Origin of the sequence: Pseudarthrobacter sp. J1738 (assembly GCF_050490315.1) — a bacterium.
Taxonomy (GTDB): domain Bacteria; phylum Actinomycetota; class Actinomycetes; order Actinomycetales; family Micrococcaceae; genus JBNPEO01.
The window spans coordinates 259380-277887 of the sequence record NZ_JBNPEO010000003.1 but is presented as its reverse complement, the minus strand read 5'-3'; the positions used below and the strand labels follow the sequence as shown (position 1 = coordinate 277887).

General features: G+C 57.5%; 18 protein-coding genes. 5 read left to right on the top strand and 13 right to left on the bottom strand.

The window, feature by feature from the left end:
• Positions 1–12: 12 nt before the first annotated feature.
• From ACQR35_RS07125 to ACQR35_RS07065, 13 genes are all read right to left on the bottom strand, one after another.
• Complete coding sequence (locus tag ACQR35_RS07125; protein ID WP_430269637.1) at positions 13–726, bottom strand: DedA family protein; 714 nt, start codon at positions 724–726, stop codon at positions 13–15.
• A 180-nt stretch (positions 727–906) separates the two neighbouring features.
• Positions 907–1512 (bottom strand): DedA family protein, encoded by a 606-nt coding sequence (locus ACQR35_RS07120; RefSeq protein ID WP_430269636.1) that lies wholly within the window; start codon positions 1510–1512, stop codon positions 907–909.
• Between the two features lie 6 nt (positions 1513–1518).
• The gene (locus ACQR35_RS07115; protein ID WP_430266903.1) at positions 1519–2823 is read right to left on the bottom strand and encodes a thymidine phosphorylase; all 1305 of its coding nucleotides are present in this window, start codon (positions 2821–2823) and stop codon (positions 1519–1521) included.
• Positions 2824–2842: 19 nt separating this feature from the next.
• Entirely contained in the window at positions 2843–3241 is a 399-nt protein-coding gene (locus ACQR35_RS07110; RefSeq protein ID WP_430267028.1) for a cytidine deaminase, read from the bottom strand.
• A gap of 71 nt (positions 3242–3312) precedes the next feature.
• A complete protein-coding gene (locus ACQR35_RS07105; protein ID WP_430266902.1) occupies positions 3313–4617 on the bottom strand; it encodes an ABC transporter permease in 1305 nt (434 codons plus the stop codon).
• Entirely contained in the window at positions 4614–6008 is a 1395-nt protein-coding gene (locus ACQR35_RS07100) for an ABC transporter permease (protein WP_430269635.1), read from the bottom strand. Before ACQR35_RS07100 ends, ACQR35_RS07105 begins: the two co-directional genes overlap by 4 nt.
• Positions 6001–7548 carry an ABC transporter ATP-binding protein gene (locus tag ACQR35_RS07095; RefSeq protein ID WP_430269634.1) on the bottom strand — a complete coding sequence of 516 codons (1548 nt, stop codon included), beginning with the start codon at positions 7546–7548 and terminating at the stop codon, positions 6001–6003. Before ACQR35_RS07095 ends, ACQR35_RS07100 begins: the two co-directional genes overlap by 8 nt.
• A gap of 194 nt (positions 7549–7742) precedes the next feature.
• Complete coding sequence (locus ACQR35_RS07090) at positions 7743–8852, bottom strand: BMP family lipoprotein (protein WP_430269633.1); 1110 nt, start codon at positions 8850–8852, stop codon at positions 7743–7745.
• Between the two features lie 271 nt (positions 8853–9123).
• A complete protein-coding gene (locus ACQR35_RS07085; protein ID WP_430269632.1) occupies positions 9124–10155 on the bottom strand; it encodes an NADP-dependent oxidoreductase in 1032 nt (343 codons plus the stop codon).
• Positions 10152–10583, bottom strand: a complete 432-nt coding sequence (locus ACQR35_RS07080; protein ID WP_430266897.1) for an organic hydroperoxide resistance protein — start codon at positions 10581–10583, stop codon at positions 10152–10154. The genes ACQR35_RS07085 and ACQR35_RS07080 overlap by 4 nt, the downstream gene beginning before the upstream one ends.
• Positions 10584–10653: 70 nt before the next feature.
• On the bottom strand, positions 10654–11193 hold the full coding sequence (locus ACQR35_RS07075) for a MarR family winged helix-turn-helix transcriptional regulator (protein ID WP_430266896.1): 540 nt from the start codon (positions 11191–11193) through the stop codon (positions 10654–10656).
• Positions 11194–11313: 120 nt separating this feature from the next.
• Entirely contained in the window at positions 11314–12513 is a 1200-nt protein-coding gene (locus tag ACQR35_RS07070; protein WP_430266895.1) for an amidohydrolase, read from the bottom strand.
• Between the two features lie 77 nt (positions 12514–12590).
• Complete coding sequence (locus tag ACQR35_RS07065) at positions 12591–13724, bottom strand: mannose-1-phosphate guanylyltransferase (protein ID WP_430266894.1); 1134 nt, start codon at positions 13722–13724, stop codon at positions 12591–12593.
• Between the two features lie 278 nt (positions 13725–14002).
• On the opposite strand from ACQR35_RS07065, the gene sdhC reads away from it, so the two are divergent.
• The 5 genes from sdhC to ACQR35_RS07040 all read left to right on the top strand — a co-directional run bounded on the left by sdhC (position 14003) and on the right by ACQR35_RS07040 (position 18421).
• On the top strand, positions 14003–14383 hold the full coding sequence (gene sdhC, locus ACQR35_RS07060) for a succinate dehydrogenase, cytochrome b556 subunit (RefSeq protein WP_430266893.1): 381 nt from the start codon (positions 14003–14005) through the stop codon (positions 14381–14383).
• Between the two features lie 3 nt (positions 14384–14386).
• A complete protein-coding gene (locus tag ACQR35_RS07055; RefSeq protein WP_430266892.1) occupies positions 14387–14875 on the top strand; it encodes a succinate dehydrogenase hydrophobic membrane anchor subunit in 489 nt (162 codons plus the stop codon).
• Positions 14876–14932: 57 nt separating this feature from the next.
• Positions 14933–16732 carry a succinate dehydrogenase flavoprotein subunit gene (gene sdhA / locus ACQR35_RS07050; RefSeq protein ID WP_430266891.1) on the top strand — a complete coding sequence of 600 codons (1800 nt, stop codon included), beginning with the start codon at positions 14933–14935 and terminating at the stop codon, positions 16730–16732.
• Positions 16732–17514: a succinate dehydrogenase iron-sulfur subunit gene (locus ACQR35_RS07045; protein WP_430266890.1), complete on the top strand. Its 783-nt coding sequence runs from the start codon at positions 16732–16734 to the stop codon at positions 17512–17514. Before sdhA ends, ACQR35_RS07045 begins: the two co-directional genes overlap by 1 nt.
• A 130-nt stretch (positions 17515–17644) precedes the next feature.
• The gene (locus ACQR35_RS07040; RefSeq protein ID WP_430269631.1) at positions 17645–18421 is read left to right on the top strand and encodes an alpha/beta hydrolase family protein; all 777 of its coding nucleotides are present in this window, start codon (positions 17645–17647) and stop codon (positions 18419–18421) included.
• The last annotated feature ends 87 nt before the right edge of the window (positions 18422–18508 follow it).

Below are 18508 nucleotides of genomic sequence, written 5' to 3'. Positions count from 1 at the left end.
GCGAGAACAACGCTACTTTCCGTGCTGCAGCTTTTCGGCGGCTGGCTCCGTTGTAGCGTCTACCACCGTTTCATGTGTGTGGGATCCGGGGGTACCAGCTGTCCGTGCAGCACGCTCAGCGTCTTTTTTATCCCGCCAGCGGTGGAGCAACGTTATGGCGTGGTCCACTACAAATCCCAAAATGATCGCGAAGACGATCGCTATGGCCACTCCCAAGAGCGGGTGATTGTGGACCCAGCGCCCAGCCAGCATTCCGATTCCGGCCGAGTACGCCACCCATGTCACCGAAGCCAAAATATCCAAAATCACAAAACGACGGCGCGGGTAGGCTGTGGTGCCAGCTATCCAGTTGACTGCCACGCGTCCCACTGGAATGTAACGGGCGGTGAAAATAAGCATGGCCCCGCGCTTGTCTAGCTCATAGCGGGCCCAGCCGAGGGCCTTTTGAATGCGTGGACGGCGCATCCAGGCAAAACGTTCGACACCAATTTTGCGGCCCAGCAAGTAGGCCATGTTGTCACCGGCAATGGCGCCCAGAGCCCCGGCTAGCATCACCAATAGCATGTTTGGTTCGCCACTCCCCACTGAAAGGGCACCGAGTGCAACGATGAGGGTTTCGCTCGGGAGAATGGGGAGGAATCCGTCAATAAAACAGAAGAACATCAGGACTGGATAAATCCACCACTGCCCGGCGGCGTGGAGGATTGCCTCATTGAATATTTCCACGCCGGGATGCTCCTGAAATGTGTTTAAGTTAACGGCTTTAGTGTCCCACGGCTTGAGCGTCGTTCGCTACGCTTTCAGCCGATGGGAGCACACTTCAAACACTAGTGACTTGGCCTGAGGAATCGCATCAACCCACAGAGCTATCTTGGGCCTGTTTGATCCTCATACCAGGGGCTGACACTATCCCTCTTTGAGCGGTCCACGGATCTTGCCGATCACCCGGTCAATGACAAGCCCCAGGACCACCGCTCCGATGATCGCCACCACCACACCAAGCAGGTGATTGCTGGCAAACCACTGGCCAAAAAACATTCCCAGAGCCACCGAATAGGTGGACCAAACCACCGCCGAAATCACGGTCAGTAGGACAAAGCGCTGGCGCTTGAACCCGGTAGCACCCGCCACCAAGTTCACAACCACTCTGCCGATCGGGATAAAGCGCGCCACCAGAATCAAGGAAGCGGGACGCCTGTTGAGCTCCCGTTGGGCCCAATGAAAACCGTTTTGAAGCCGGTGAGTGCGCATCCACCGCCACCGAGTGGTGCCAATGCTTTGCCCCAGTTGGTACGCAATATTGTCACCGGCAAAGGCACCGATGCCCGCCACCACCATCAACAACCACGGTGACGGGTACCCGGCGGAGGCAGCCACCGATGCCAGGCCAACCACAACGGATTCGCTAGGGACCGGAGGGAAAAACCCGTCGATCAGGCAGCACAATAAAACCAGCCACAACACCCATGGCTGCCCTGCGGCAGCCAGAATGAAGTCATTGATGGCTTGCATGGAGCTTTAGGCGATGCGGTCGATAATCAGTTGCTGGGCTGGACGTGCACCGTCAGCCGCAATAACAACGGCATCAGCCAGGGCCTCTTTGGCCCGCGCAAACTTTTCCGGTGTATCCGTCAGCAACGTCATCAGCGGCTCTCCAGCACGCACTGTTGCACCTGGCTTGGCGTGCATTCGGACACCGGCACCGGCCTGAACAATGTCTTCCTTGCGGGCCCTTCCTGCACCCAAGCGCCAAGCAGCAACGCCAACTGCCATTGCATCAAGTTCCACCAGCACACCGTCCGCTGGAGCGTAAACAACTTCAGACTCTTTCGCCACCGGCAGCTTGGCACGAGGATCCCCGCCTTGGGCTTCGATCATCCTGTTCCACACGTCCATGGCGCGTCCATCCTTGAGTGCCGCGCCCGGGTCAGCGTTGTGGACCCCAGCCGCCTGGAGCATCTCCTCGGCGAGGCGAACCGTTAGTTCTACTACGTCTTCCGGACCGCCACCGGCCAAGACTTCTACTGACTCTTCCACTTCAATGGCGTTGCCTGCAGTCAAGCCCAAGGGAGTGTTCATGTTGGTCAACAGGGCAACGGTATTTACACCGGCGTCCTTACCCAGCGCCACCATGGTTTCGGCGAGTTCGCGGGCACGGGCTTCATCCTTCATAAAGGCGCCGCTACCAACCTTGACGTCCAACACCAGCGAACCGGTGCCTTCGGCGATCTTTTTGCTCATAATCGAGGAGGCGATCAGCGGGATGGCTTCCACGGTTCCGGTGACGTCACGCAGGGCGTAAAGTTTCTTGTCCGCTGGAGCCAGCCCGGCGCCAGCTGCACAAATGACTGCTCCAACGTCTTGCAGCTGAGCGAGCATCTCTTCATTGCTCAGTGCAGCGCGCCACCCCGGGATGGATTCGAGCTTGTCCAAGGTTCCGCCAGTGTGCCCTAGGCCGCGACCGGAGAGCTGGGGGACTGCCACACCAAAAACGGCCACCAAGGGAGCTAGCGGCAGAGTGATCTTGTCACCAACACCACCGGTGGAGTGCTTGTCCGAAGTGGCTTTGACCCCACCGTCGGGGCGGCGCAGGCTCGAGAAGTCCATCCGCTCCCCCGAAGCGATCATCGCTGCAGTCCAACGGGAAATCTCAGCACGGTCCATTCCGTTGAGCAAAATAGCCATGTTCAACGCGGACATTTGTTCGTCAGCGATCACTCCACGCGTGTACGCGTCGATGGTCCAGTCGATTTGTTCGGGGCTCAGGGTTCCGCGATCGCGTTTGATCCGGATGATGTCCACTGCGTCGAACTGCTCGCTCATTGCTACTCCTGAAATGGTGTTAGACAAGATTTTCTGGGCCAAAGGCGTCTGGCAGCACTTGGTCCATGGTTTTAATTCCTTGCGTGGTCATCAAATGCATTCCGGGTGCACGGAATTCGTAGAGCAATTGACGGCAGCGACCGCACGGCATCAGCACATTGCCGGCTGCGTCCACACAATAGAACGCGGAGATCAGTCCTCCGCCGCCCAAATGCAATTGGCCAACAAGCGCACATTCGGCACACAGAGTGAGGCCATAGCTGGCATTTTCCACATTGCACCCGGTGATGATTCGGCCATCATCGGTTAACGCAGCGGCACCCACTTTGAACTTCGAATAGGGCGCATAGGCATGTTCCATTGCAGCCTGGGCAGCGCTTTTCAGCGCGTCCCAGTCCACCGGGTCACTGCTAGCCACAATTACGTGGTTGGCACTCAAGGCGTCCGACGCCGGAAGTTGAGTGCCGCCGTCGTGCTGGCTCACGCTACTCAACCTTTGACGTACGGTATGCCGCTAGCGGCCGGTGGCCGCGAACGGCCCACCAGTCCAGCAACCGCAAGGACCGTGACTAGGTAGGGCAGCATGGCCATAAATTGGCTGGGCACCGGGGTACCGATGATGGTCACGATGGACTGTAGGTTGTCAGCGAAGCCGAAGAGCAACGCCGCGAAGAACGCACCGATCGGGTTCCAACGGCCAAAGATCAGTGCTGCCAAGGCAATAAAGCCACGGCCACCAGAGATCTCCTTGGTGAAGGAGTCAATCGAAACGAGTGTGAAGTAGGCGCCACCAATACCGGCGATCGCACCGCCGAGGGTGACGTTCCAGAAACGGGTGACGTTGACCTTGATACCCATGGTGTCGGCTGCTTGCGGGTGCTCACCCACGGCACGCACGCGCAATCCCCACTTGGTTTTGAACAGGCCGATCCACACTGCAATCACGGCGATGTACATCAAGTAACCGATCACCGACTGTTTGAACAGGATAGGACCGATCAACGGGATGCTGGACAAGACGGGAATGTCAATGATGGGCAAGCGACCGGGGTGGTTGAAAAGGTCTGGGTTGGCCTGCATCACAGTGGAGAACAGGAAGCCGGTGATGCCGGAGACCAGCACGTTCAGAACCACACCCACAATGATCTGGTTGACCACATATTTGATGCTGAATAGTGCCAAAACCATGGATACAAGGGCGCCGGCTGCGGCAGCTGCAATCAAACCCATAAAAGGGTTTTTGGTCACCGAACCAACAATTGCTGCGGTGAAGGCACCACCCAGAAGCTGACCTTCGATGGCAATGTTGACTACACCAACACGTTCACACAGCACACCCGAAAGGGAGCCGAAAACCAGCGGCACGGCCAAGGTCACCGAACCGGCCAGCAGGCCCGCCAAGGAAATTTGGTGCTGCTCGGCACCGGCAACCATTGCCACCAACGCGGAAAACACAAAGAGGACACTGAATACTGCAATGGCCCAGAAGGGTGTCTCGCGGTGTTGACGCTTCAGTAGTACCGACCATACGGCCAACACCACCATCAAAAGGGCCATAGTCAGGAGGCCAGGTTTGCCGGGAACACTCAGTGGAGCCAACTGAATAAAGTCAGAATCGGCAGCGATGCCAAAAACCGCTGACTCACTGGGGCCAAAGATGCCAAAGAAAACCAGAGCAATCAGTGCAAGGGCGCTGAGGATCACCGGTGTTTTCCAGGCCACGGGTTTGAGGTTCACAGCCGCGCGCTTACCGTGCTCGGGCTTCTGGGTGGGCGCTACGGTTGTGGCGCTCATGCTGCACCTCCGGTGCTGGCGGTTGCGGTAGTTGCGGACTTTTTGGCCTTTTTAGGGGCTTTGGGTTTGCGTGGGTTCAGGCCAAATACGGCGCGGACCAGCGGCGGGGCGGCGATGAACAGCACAATGAGTGACTGGACCACCAAAACAATGTCAATAGGTGTTCCCGTTTGGATCTGCATTTGAACAGCTCCGGCACGGAAGGCACCAAATAGGAGACCGGCGAAGAACGTTCCCCACGGGGTAGAGCGTCCCAGCAAAGCAACGGTGATGGCATCAAAACCGTAGCTAGCTGCAACACCGTCCGTGAGCACTTTCTCAGTACCAGCAACCTGGGCCACACCGGCCATACCGGAGAGCGCACCGGCAATGGCCATCACCAGCACCGTGGCGCCGGGGACCTTGATACCTGCAGTTTGGGCCGCTTTGGGGTTTGCCCCAATGGCCCGGAACTCAAAGCCAATGGTGGAGCGGTTCAGCAGCCACCACACAAAAACGGTAGCGGCCACAGCCAGCACAAATCCCAAGTGCAACCGGAATTGGCTGCCCAAGATCTGCGGGTACAGGGCAGAAGAATCCAGGATCGGAGAAATCGGGTTGGTCTCCCCCGGACGTTGGAACGCCGGGGTGGTTAGCAGCCAGCGCAAGAAGAACAGCGCCACGTAGTTGAACATAATCGTCAGGATCACTTCGTGGGCACCAGTGCGGGCCTTGAGGAAACCGACCAGTCCGCCCCACAGGGCACCGGCGATGACACCGGCTACAAGAACCAAGAGCAAGTGCAATCCCACGGGCAAGTGAAGAGCGAAGCCAACCCAAGCGGCAACTATGCCGGACATAATGATCTGTCCTTGGCCACCAATGTTGAACAGGCCGGCACGGAACGCCAAGGCCACACCCAAACCAGCGGTGATCAGCGGAGTGGCGATGGTGAGGGTTTCCATCAGCGGGCCAAATTGGCCTGCGAAGCCTGCACCACGGGGGTTAAAGACAGAGCCCTGGAACAGCGCAACATAGGACTGCGTTGCGGCTTTCCACACAGCGGAGAGGAAGTCTCCTGGGCGGGCGAAGAGGTACGTTGCTGTCTGTGTCACGGTTTTGTCCGTGCTCGCGATCAACAGACCACCGAGGACCAGTGCCAAGAAAACAGCGAGGACGGAAACCATTCCTCCGCCGGTGAAGATTTTTCTCAGCACCGAGTCGGGACCACCAGGAAGATCACCGGATTGGGCGCTTACCGGAATGATCGAGGGCTCCATTTTGCCGCCAGCGGTGTCCAGAGAGGCTGCGGCCGCTGTCTCGCTAGCTGCAGTGTCAGTTACTGCACTGTCAGTTACTGCAGCTTGGGGCTCATGCGGTTGCGCGGCTTGTGGCTGCGAATCCTTAGACATGTGCGCCTCCTTCAACATCTGTGGCTGACTTTTCCGCTTCCTCGGCCGTAAGACCAGCCATCATCAGGCCCAGCACGTCGCGGCCGGTGCCAGCGGGAACAATGCCTACTAGCTTGCCCTTGTACAAAACTGCAATCCGGTCTGCCAGCTCAACTACTTCATCAAGCTCGGTGGAGACGATCATGACCGGAGTTCCTACGTCGCGTTCAGCCACAATACGACGGTGCAAAAATTCGATCGACCCTACGTCCACACCGCGTGTGGGTTGTGAGGCAATGAACAATCGCAGCGGGCGGGAAAGCTCACGCGCCATCACTACTTTTTGCTGGTTTCCACCGGAAAGCGTTCCGGCTGCAGCACCAGCTGAGGGGGTGCGAATATCAAATTCATCGATCTTAGCCTTGGCGTTTTCCAACACCTTTGCCGGGCTCATACCAATACCTTTAGCGAAAGGTTCACGGTCATAGAGGTCCAGAACCAGGTTTTCGGCCACCGAGAACGGACCCACTAGCCCATCCACTTTGCGGTCTTCCGGGACAAAGCCCACACCTGCGCGCAATACTTCTTTGACCGGACGGCCCAACAGTTCTTTACCGTCTAAGGTGACGGAGCCGGTGGCGCGCTCTTGAATTCCCAAGATCGCTTCGGTCAGTTCAGTCTGACCGTTACCTTGAACACCCGCGACGGCGAGAATCTCGCCTTGGGCAATATCAAAGCTCACCCCGTCAACAACGCGCTGCCCGTTAGGTGCAACGACCACTAGGTCCTTGACCTTAAACGTGGTTTCTTTAGGCTGAGCAGGCGCCTTGTCTAAGGTCAGGTTCACGGCACGGCCCACCATCAGCGAAGCGAGTTCAGTGGTGGAGGCTGAAGGGTCCGCCGTGCCAACCACCTTGCCGCGGCGGATCACTGTTATAACGTCTGAGACGGCTTTGACCTCGCGCAGCTTGTGGGAGATAAAGACGATCGAGGTGCCGTTTGCCTTCAGCTGGCGCATGATGTCCAGAAGCTCATCGGTTTCTTGAGGGGTGAGCACTGCGGTGGGCTCATCCAAGATCAGGACCTTGGCGTTGCGGACTAGTGCCTTGATGATTTCTACGCGCTGCTGTACACCCACGGGGAGGTCTTCAACCAAGGCATCGGGGTCCACGTCGAAGCCGTAGCGGTCTGAGATCTCAGTGATCTTTTTCCGGGTGGCATCTAGGTTGAGGAATCCACCCGCGCGCGTCGCTTCGGCACCGAGTGCAACGTTCTCTGCCACGGTGAATACGGGCACCAACATAAAGTGCTGGTGGACCATACCAATTCCTGCGGCCATGGCGTCGCCGGGGCCGCGGAAGGTCACCGGTTCGTCGTCAACAAGGATTTGTCCCTCGCTGGGCTCATACAGTCCGTAAAGGACATTCATAAGGGTGGATTTACCGGCACCATTTTCGCCAAGGAGGCAATGAATTTGTCCGGACTCAACCACCACGTCAATGTGATCGTTGGCCACCAAGGAGCCAAATCGCTTGGTAATGCCTTTGAGCTCAAGTTTCAAAACTCTGACCAATCTGCTTGCGCCCGAGGATTCTCCCGGGCCGAGATGTTCGGTTCCTGCACCAGCCTAGTGTCAAGATCTTCACCGTGGCACGTATGCCGCTGGATTCTCGCCTCTGACCGTCTCAAACAACAAAAGCGCCGCCGCCCGGCCAGTGAAGACCGGCCGGGCGGCGGCGTTTCTGCGAACTAACTTTACTGCTTGGGGCTTGCTGCAGACTCAACCTTCAGCGTGCCGTCAACAATGTCCTTCTTGATCTGGTCCAGCTCAGACTTGAGGTCTGCCGGAACAGAGGACTCGAAGTCGTGGAACGGAGCCAACTGGACACCATCGTTAGCCAGGGTGCCAACGTACGGGTCAGCAGTGAACTTACCGTCCTTGTCGTCCTTAACCACTGTTTCAACAGCCTGGCCCATCTGCTTCATCACGGAGGTGAGCATCAGGTCCTTGTAGTCAGGAGCAGTCAAGTAGCCGTCAGAGTCAACCCATACGAGCTTGACGTCCTTGCCAGCAGCCTTGGCTTCCTTCAACGCAGCGCCTGCACCCTTACCAACCGGGCCAGCCACAGGCATGATGATGTCGGCCTTCTGGTCAAGGAGGGTCTGGGTGATCTGCTTACCCTTGTCCTGCTTTTCGAAGTCACCGGTGAAGGAACCGTCCTGCTTGGCCTTGTCCCAGCCAACAACCTTGACGTCCTTGCTCTTCTTCTCGTTGTAGTACTTCACGCCGTCAGCGAAGCCATCCATAAAGATGGTGACAGTGGGGATCTTCATTCCACCGAAGGTGCCAACAACACCGGTCTTGGTAGCTGCAGCTGCGCTGTAACCAGCCAAGAATGCTGCCTGTGCTGTGTCGTAAATGATCGGCTTTACGTTAGCGATCGGCTTGTCGTAAGTGAAGTCGATGATCGCGAAGTGCTTGTCCGGGTTGGCAGTTGCCTGAGCCTTGGTGGCGTCACCAAGAAGGAAGCCAACAGTGACCGTCAAGTTGCAGCCGGCGGAAACCATGGCGCGCAGGTTGGGCTCGTAGTCGTTGTTGGACTTGGACTCAACTTGGTTGACCTTAATTCCCAGATCCTTCTCAGCCTTCTTCAAGCCCTCGTAGGAAGACTGGTTGAATGACTGGTCGTCAAATCCACCGGAGTCAGAGACGATGCAACCCGTGAAGTTGCTTGCACCAGCGGAGCTGCTGCTGCCAGCTTCCGGGGCAGCGCCACAGCCGCTGAGCATCAGGGCGGCAGCACCAACGGTGGCTACCGAGGCCATGGAACGGCGCATAAGCGTCGAGCGCAAAGAGTTCTTCAATGTTCCTCCAGGAAAAAGGGATAGCTACGACTTAGGGAGCCAATGAGTGTCCGTTTCCGATGCCCTGCATTGAAACTCTGTTATCACTGAACAAATCGCAACCGCGCGCCACAACGCGCATGATGTAAGGCAACTTTAGTGGCATGGAACACGTTCTGATAACACCTCGCGAGTGAATTCTGAAGATCGTTGAGAAGTTGTTACTTAAACCGTGATGGCCCCAGCAGATGCCGGGGCCATCACTACGCTTTCGCGTGGGAGAACTGCTGAGCTAGTCGCTGATCTTGACCAGCATCTTGCCGGTGTTGGCACCGTTGAGCAGATCCATAAAGGCCTGGGGTGCATTCTCTAGTCCGTCCACGATTGTCTCGTCATAGTGGATGGTGCCGTCAGCCAGCCAGGGCCCCATGCGGCCCGCGAATTCGGCGGCGTGCTCGCGCTGGTCCCCCACCAAGAAGCCTTCGAGGCGTAGGCGCTTGCCGATGGCGAGTGCCAAGTTCCGCGGGGCCTTGGGCGGTTCGGTGGAGTTGTACTGCTCAATAGCACCGCACATAGCGACGCGTCCGCGCAGGTTCATCACGGAGATGGCTGCTTCGAGGTGAGAGCCACCAACGTTGTCGAAGTAAACATCAACACCGCCGTCGCCGGCAGCTTCTTGCAAGAGTTCCGCTACCGGTCCGTCGTGGTAGTTGAACGCAGCGTCGAAGCCGAGTTCCAGCAGCTTGGCTACCTTTTCAGCCGAGCCAGCGCTACCAATAACGCGTGAAGCACCCATGGCTTTGGCAATCTGGCCAACCATGGAACCCACTGCACCGGCGGCGCCGGAGACGAATACGGCGTCGCCCTTTTTGAAGCCAGCCACCTTAAGAAGTCCTGAGTAAGCGGTCAGACCGGTCATACCCAGTGCGCCAAGGAACGCCGAGGCGGGTGCCAAGTCAGTGCGCGCCAGAGTGGTTTCCGCTGCGCTAACCACACCGTATTCACGCCAGCCCTGCGAATGTACGACGACGTCGCCCACCTTGCGTTCAGCGCTACGGGAGGCAATAACCTCACCTATTGCACCGCCGTCGAGCGCTTTGTCCAGCTCGAAAGGTGCAGAGTAGGACTTGACGTCATTCATCCGGCCGCGCATGTAGGGGTCAACGGAGATGAACTGGTTACGGACCAAGATCTGGCCGTCTTCGAGGGCCGGGAGGGCAGCCTCTGCAAGGCGGAAGTTCTCGGGGACGGGCTCGCCGTGCGGGCGTGAGGCCAGCTGGATTTCGCGACCTGTGGTGGGAAGTTCTTGGGTGGTGGTGCTCAAGCTACCGCCTCCATGAGTTCAAGATTGACAGTGATATTGCCACGGGTGGCGTTGGAGTACGGGCAGATCTGGTGCGCGCGCTCTACCAGATCGCGGGCTACCTCGTCCTCTAGCGCCGGCAGGGAAACCTGCATGTCAACAGCCAGGCCGTAGCCTTCGCGGTCTTCCAAAGTGCCGAGGTGCACCTTCGCGTTGATCTGGGAACCGCTGACGTCCAGGCGCATTTTGCGGCCGACCAAACGCAATGCCGAGTGGAAGCAGGCTGCGTAGCCTGCAGCGAAGAGCTGCTCAGGGTTGGTGCCAGCACCATTGCCACCGAGTTCCACGGGGGTTGCAAGTGTCACCTCAAGTTTGCCGTCAGAGGTGCGGGACGTGCCGTTGCGGCCGTCGCCCGAAGCGAGTGCTTGCGCGGTATAGAGAGTTTTCATAATGATTCCTTTGTTCCTTAGAGATTGCGGATTCAGGTTTGGGGGCGCTATTGGCTAGTGCCAAGCATTGTTAGGACGCAGTAGCCGAGAGCGAGGCTTGTAGCGAGGTATTGAGTTTGACGAGGGTGGAGTGCAATTGCTGCACTTCGGCTTCACTGAGCCCGGCAGCGGCAAAAAGGCTCGCGGGCACTGAGCAGGCTTGAGTGCTCAGCGCACGGCCAGCGTCAGTCAAGTGGATCTGAACGCGGCGCTCGTCCTCAGCGTCACGGATTCTCTCCACGCGTCCGGCAGCTTCGAGACGCTTGAGCAGCGGTGAAAGTGTTCCGGAATCTAGTCCCAACTCGTCGCCAATTTCTCGGACTGTCAACGGGGACTTTTCCCAGAGCACCATCATCACCAAGTACTGCGGGTAACTCAGATCAAGTTTTTCCAACATTGGGCGGTAAACAGCAGTAGATGCTTTGGAGGCCGAGTAGAGCTCAAAGCACAATTGCGAGCGCAATCGCGGTGCGGCAACTGTAGGCGCGGCAGAGTTTGTTGCCGCGTTTTCAATTGCAGGATCCACCGTGGCGCTTGATTCACCATTGCTTGGTGAGTTCGTTGAGGACATGAAATAAACATAGTGCACAATTGAATTGTGCACAACCAATGAGTGCAAAGTCCTCCCCGAAGCTGATGCCGTCAAGGAAGGCCTAGCCCTAGATTCGCTCTAGTTTTCGGCTAGTTTCGGCTAGTTTTCGCGGGCGGAGCGCAACGCGGCGGCAGCGAGGACCTTGATGCCACAAGCCAATGCTCGCTCATCCACAATGTAGTCACCACGGTGAAGATCGTATTCTTCACCGTCCGGTGTCCTGGTGCCCAGACGCATCATGGATCCTGGCAGTTCGGCCAAGAACCATGCGAAGTCCTCCCCGCCCATGGACTGGGGGGTCAATACAACTGCGTTATCGCCTAGCTCTGCACGGGCCGCAGCTTCTATCAACGCAGTTTCATGTTCAGAGTTGACCACCGGAGGTACCCCGCGGGTGTGCTCCAAATGAACGTCCACACCGTACGGGGCGGCCACCTGCTGGACAACCTCATCCAGCAACTCGCCGGCATCATGCCATGCGTCGCGGTCTAGGCAGCGCATGGTGCCAGCCATGTAGCCAGTTCCGGGGATGGCATTGGGTGCTGAACCCGCTGAAATCTGACCCCACACCACTGAGACGCCGCTGCGGACGTCCACCCGGCGTGAAAGTACAGCCGGAACGTTCACGGCGATCTCCGCCAAGGCGAAGACCAAATCTTCGGTCAAGTGCGGGCGGGACGTGTGGCCACCGCGGCCGGTCAGGGAAATTTTGATGGTGTCCGAGGCTGAGGTGATTGAGCCAATGCGGGTTCCAATTTGGCCCACGTTAATCCGCGGATCACAGTGCAGCGCCATAATGCGCGGAACGCCGTCAAGAACGCCCTGTTCAATGCAGCTCAGCGCACCGCCCGGCATGGTTTCCTCAGCGGGCTGGAAAATAATCCGCACGGTGGCGCCCAAGGGTTCGTTCTGGTGCATCGCGTTCAGAACCAGAGCCACCCCCAACATGGTGGTGGTGTGAACGTCGTGACCACAGGCGTGCGTTACCCCATGATTTTTGGAGGCAAACTCCAAGCCAGTCTCTTCGATAATCGGCAAGGCATCAATATCCCCGCGCAAGCCGGTGGCAATGGGCCCAGCACCCACATCGACTACAACACCTGTACCTTCCAGGCGCTTCGGCTTCAACCCGGCAGCCTCAAGACGCTCCACCAATTTGTCGGTGGTGCGGTACTCCTTGAAGGAGAGCTCGGGGTTGGCGTGCAGGTCTCGCCGGAACTCAATAAGTTCAGGCAAGAGCGGCTCAAGCCATGGCCCAGTCAAAGGGGTGGAGTCGTGTACAGCAGAGTAATTGAGCACCTGATTACTCTAGCCATGACGGAGGAATATTCGTTATAGCTGACGTTGGATGACGGAAAGTCGTCCGAATAACGCGCTTACAAAACGTCCGTGTCGCCGCTGGCCTTGAGCGAATCAACAGCACTCTTGACTTGCTGGGCGTGCTCTTTGGTAGTCACCAGTAGCGCGTCCGGGGTGTCAACAATAACCACGTCCTTGATGCCAATCAGTGCAATCACACGCTTGGTGTCAGAGACCACCACACCGCTGGCATCTTCGGTGAACACACGAGCGCCTTCGCCCAGAACAGTTACGTCGTCCACTTCGCGCGCGCTGTTGAGACGACCAATGGCGGCGAAGTCTCCAACATCATCCCAACCAAAGGTTCCGGGTACAACTGCAACGTCGCCCGCGGCAGCTGCCGGTTCGGCAACCGCATAGTCGATCGCAATTTTGGGCAGTGTGGGCCAGACACGCTTTTTGACGGCGTCGCGCTCCGGGGTGTCCCAGGCCGCGGCAATTTCCTGCAGCCCTGCATAGAGCTCTGGCTGGTTAGCTTCTAGGTGTTTGAGCATCAGGGCAACAGGGGCAACAAACATTCCCGCGTTCCACACGTAGTCGCCCTGCTTGAGGTACTGACGGGCAACGTCTTCGCTCGGCTTTTCCACAAACTCAACTACCGCTTGAGCGCTTGGCGCGCCTTCGACGTCGAGCGATTCACCGGCGCGAATGTAACCAAAGCCGGTGGAAGGGTGAGTGGGTTTAATCCCGATGGTTACGATCTTGCCAGCAGCTGCAGTGAAGATAGCCTCACGAACCGCAGCTTGAAAAGTCGCCACCGGGCTAATGACTTGATCGGCTGCAAAAGATCCCATGATGGTTTCGGGATCGCGGCGGTGCAGGATCGCTGCTGCCAAGCCAATGGCTGCGGCTGAATCTTTGGGTTCACTCTCTAGAACCAAGTTGGAGTCCTGGAGCTCCGGCAACTGCGCACAAACAGCCTTGCGGTGCGCCTCTCCGGTCACTACCAACACTTTTTTGCCAGCGAGTGGTTCAAGGCGATCGTAAGTGGCGCGGATGAGAGTGCTGCCTGATCCAGTCAGGTCATGCAAAAACTTCGGTGCGGCTGCACGTGATAGCGGCCACAAGCGCGTGCCAACACCGCCGGCTGGGATTACCGCAAAAAAGCGGTCTAGGGCCGAAGGCATAGGGGAAGACTGGTCTGTACTCATCGGCATTACTGTAACTGACCTATTAGCCAAATCGCTGTCAAAATGAGGCTAAATATGGTCACAAGTTCACGTCCGTTCCGCCAGAGGCCGCGCCTAGTGATGGGTAACACTCAAACTTCTTGTGCTCTTCGTCTCACTCATGGTCACCAAGGACCGCTTAAATTGAATAAGCTGTGAGCGAAGCCTAGATTTAGGTTGAGCTACGAGTGCTCTCGCAGCAGGCGTTCCCCCGCGTGGATCCCATGCCAGCGCCGCTGTGTCGCAGGGAGGTTTATTCAGTGCCGACGAAACCAGCTGGCACCTTGTACCGCGGCCGTGAGGGCATGTGGTCTTGGGTAGGACACCGTATTACCGGTGTAGTGATCTTTTTCTTTTTGTTGGTTCACGTGTTGGACACCTCACTTGTTCGGGTGTCACCAGAGACGTACACCGCCGTTATTGGTACGTACCAGAACCCCTTGATGGCCATCGGTGAAACCGGTCTAGTGGCAGCAATCGTTTTCCACGCCTTCAACGGTTTGCGCATCATCGCCGTTGACTTCTGGAAGAAGGGCCCCAAGTACCAGCGTCAAATGCTGTGGGCTGTTCTCATCCTGTGGGTAGTAGTCCTTGCGGCCTTTGCTATCCGCCACCTCTCCATCGCGTTCGGAGGACACTAAGCCATGAGCACCACAAACATTCAGGCACCACGCTCTGCCAGCACCGCTGGTGGACGCATCGCACCCCAGTACCGCCGAGGTGTAGGTTCCAAGGGAAACTTCGAGATGTTCGCATGGCTGTTTATGCGGCTCTCCGGCGTACTCCTAGTGGTTCTCATTTTTGGCCACCTCTTTGTCAACCTCATGGTGGGCGAAGGCATTCACGCCATCAACTTCGGTTTTGTGGCCGGCAAGTGGGCTGACCCGTTCTGGCAGTTCTGGGACTTGGCCATGCTCTGGCTCGCCATGCTTCACGGCACTAACGGTGTGCGCACCATCATCAATGACTACGCCGAGAAGGATGCAACACGCATCTGGCTCAAGACCATCGTGTTTGCTGCAGCAGCAATCATCATCATTCTGGGCACGCTGGTGATCTTCACCTTTGATCCCTGCCCCGTACTCAATGGTCAGTTGATGCAAGGCGCACCGGACTTCTGCCCAGCCCCGTAGCAACGGCAGCAAGCCAACCATGATTTTTTGTGAAAGTTGAGAGAAAGAGCATCTGGTATGCAGGTCCATAAGTACGACGTCGTCATCGTCGGCGCCGGTGGCGCTGGAATGCGCGCCGCGATCGAATCCGGCCAGCGCGCGCGCACAGCGGTACTGACCAAGCTCTACCCCACCCGCTCGCACACTGGTGCAGCTCAGGGTGGTATGTGTGCAGCATTGGCCAACGTCGAAGAAGACAACTGGGAATGGCACACCTTTGACACCGTCAAAGGTGGCGACTACCTAGTAGATCAGGACGCAGCCGAAGTCATGGCTAAAGAAGCCATCGACGCCGTGCTGGACCTGGAAAAAATGGGTTTGCCGTTCAACCGCACGCCCGAAGGCCGTATTGACCAGCGCCGCTTCGGTGGTCACACTCGTGACCACGGCAAGGCGCCAGTTCGCCGCGCATGCTACGCAGCAGACCGTACGGGCCACATGATTTTGCAGACCTTGTACCAAAACTGCGTCAAGCACAACGTTGAGTTCTACAACGAGTACTACGTTCTGGACCTGCTCACCGTTGACGAGGATGCTGTTCGCGAGGACGGAACGCCGTACAAGCAGAAGCGCGTTGCCGGTGTGGTCTCTTATGATCTCGCGTCCGGTGAACTGCACGTGTTCCAGGCCAAGTCGGTAGTGTTCGCTTCCGGTGGCGCTGGCAAGGTCTTTAAGACCACCTCCAACGCACACACTCTCACCGGTGACGGTATGGGTATCGCGTTCCGTCGAGGTATTCCGCTGGAGGATATGGAGTTCTTCCAGTTCCACCCGACAGGTCTTGCAGGTTTGGGTATTCTGCTTTCTGAGGCCGCACGTGGCGAAGGCGCAATTTTGCGTAACTCCGAAGGTGAGCGCTTTATGGAGCGTTACGCCCCCACTATCAAGGACTTGGCGCCACGTGACATCGTGGCCCGGTCGATGGCTAACGAAGTTCGTGAAGGCCGCGGCTGTGGTCCTAACAAGGATTACGTCCTCTTGGACCTCACCCACTTGGAGCCGGCTCACATCGATGCCAAGCTCCCGGACATCACCGAGTTTGCGCGCACTTACCTGGGCGTAGAGCCGTACACGGAGCCGGTTCCGGTATTCCCGACGGCTCACTACGCCATGGGTGGTATCCCCACAAACATTTCTGCCGAAGTTCTTCAGGACAACAACACTGTTATCCCGGGCCTTTATGCAGCCGGTGAAGTGGCCTGTGTTTCCGTTCACGGTTCCAACCGTTTGGGCACCAACTCTCTGCTGGACATCAACGTTTTTGGTAAGCGCGCCGGTATTGCCGCCGCCGAATACGCAAAGACCGCTGAGTACGTTGAGTTGCCGGAGGACCCTGAGAAGTACACGATTGACTTGTTGGATCACGTTCGCACCTCAGATGGAGGCGAGCGGGTTGCTGCAATCCGTAAGGATTTGCAGGAGACCATGGATGCCAACATGCAGGTGTTCCGCACGGCAGACACTTTGAACCAGGTCCTCAAGGACATCGAATCCTTCGAAGAGCGCTACCAGCGCATTTCGGTCCAAGACAAGGGCAAGCGCTTTAACTTGGACCTGCTGGAAGCCGTAGAGCTGGGCTTCTTGCTTGAACTGGCCAAAGTGATGACAGTTGCCGCGCTTCACCGCGAAGAGTCCCGTGGTGGCCACTTCCGCGAAGACTTCCCGGAGCGCAACGACGAAAAGTTCATGAAGCACTCCATGGCTTACAAAGACTCGGCAGTCACCACCGAATCCTCCGCCGAGTCCGTTGCTGGTATCCGTTTGGACACCAAGCCGGTTATCTTTACCCGTTACGAGCCGATGGAGCGTAAGTACTAATGACTACTGAACTTGCAGAGCCAGCTTCCAAAATTGAGCTGCCGGCTGGTGTTGGGGGCGGCGGAGAAATCCCCACCTTCAACATCACCTTGCGTGTTCGCCGCTACAACCCTGAGGTCTCGGAAGAGTCGCATTGGGACGACTATGAGCTGACCATGTACGGCACCGACCGTGTGCTGGATGCCTTGCACAAGGTCAAGTGGGAAATTGATGGTTCTGTTTCCTTCCGCCGCTCGTGCGCCCACGGTGTGTGTGGTTCTGACGCCATGCGCATCAATGGCCGGAACCGCCTTGCGTGCAAAACCCTTCTGAAAGACTTGGATACCTCCAAGCCCATCACCGTTGAGCCCATCAAAGGCCTGCCGGTGGAGAAGGACTTGATTGTGGACATGGAACCGTTCTTCCAGTCCTTCCGCGAAGTGATGCCGTTCTTGATCAACAAGGGTCACGAGCCAACCAAGGAACGTCTTCAGTCTGCTGAAGACCGTGAGCGCTTTGATGACACCACCAAGTGCATTCTCTGCGCTGCGTGCACGTCATCTTGCCCGGTCTTCTGGACCGACGGACAGTACTTTGGCCCGGCAGCGATTGTGAACGCCCACCGCTTCATCTTCGATTCCCGTGATGACGCAGGCGACATGCGTTTGGAAATCCTCAATGACAAAGAAGGTGTGTGGCGTTGCCGCACCACCTTCAACTGTTCAGAGGCGTGCCCTCGCGGCATCCAGATCACCCAGGCAATTTCTGAGGTCAAGCAGGCAATTCTGAGCCGCAAGATCTAGGTTTTTGTTCTAACGCTTTACCCGATGGGTAGCGGAGTGTGCTGAGAAATCTTCGGCCGATCCGCTACCCATCTGCTTGTCCGCTTCAATTCTTTTTGCAGAGTTCATACGCCCCACGAGGAAACTCCCCATGATTAAGTCCCAAAAGGTCACCTTCGAAGGTTCCTCGGGCCAGCAGCTCGCCGGAATTATTGATTCGCCGGAGGGACATGTACGCGGTTGGGGCGTTTTCTCCCACGGCTTTACGCTAGGCAAGGACAGCCCCGCAGCCGCCCGCATCTGCAAGGAACTCGCGGCGCAAGGTGTGGGAATGCTCCGCTTCGACAACATTGGTTTGGGAGGCTCTTCCGGCGACTGGTCTGAAGGATCCTTTACCCACAAAGTCGCTGACACCGTAAAAGCCGCAGAGTACATGGCTAGCCTCGGCAAGGCGGTGTCCTTGCTGGTGGGCCACTCCTTTGGTGGCGCTGCAGTCCTTGCCGCCGCGCGGCAAATACCAGGGCTCGACGCCGTAGCAACAGTTGGTGCCCCGTTCTCACCCAAACACGTGGAGCACGTTTTTGACTCGGCTTTAGACGCCATCCTGCGCGATGGTAGCGCCGAGGTTGATCTGGGCGGGAAGCGGGTTGAAATCCGCAGGCATTTCGTTGAAGACCTCGCCAACGCGGACCTCACTGACTGCATCCGCAGCTTGCACAAACCACTATTGGTGATGCACTCCCCCACTGACAACACCGTGGGCATTGAGAACGCGAGCACCATTTTCAGGACGGCACGCCACCCGCGGAACTTCATTTCCCTCGAAGGCAGCGATCACTTGCTGACCGGTAAGGGACAAGCAGCGCGGGCCGCGCGGATCATCTCCGCTTGGGCCGAACAGTACTTGGATGCTGCTCCGCAGCCCTAGCTTCTCCAAAGGCCTAGTTTCTCCATAGGCCGAACTTCTTTGTGGCCCTACCATCGACGCTGAGTGCTACTTCGGTAGGTGCTACTT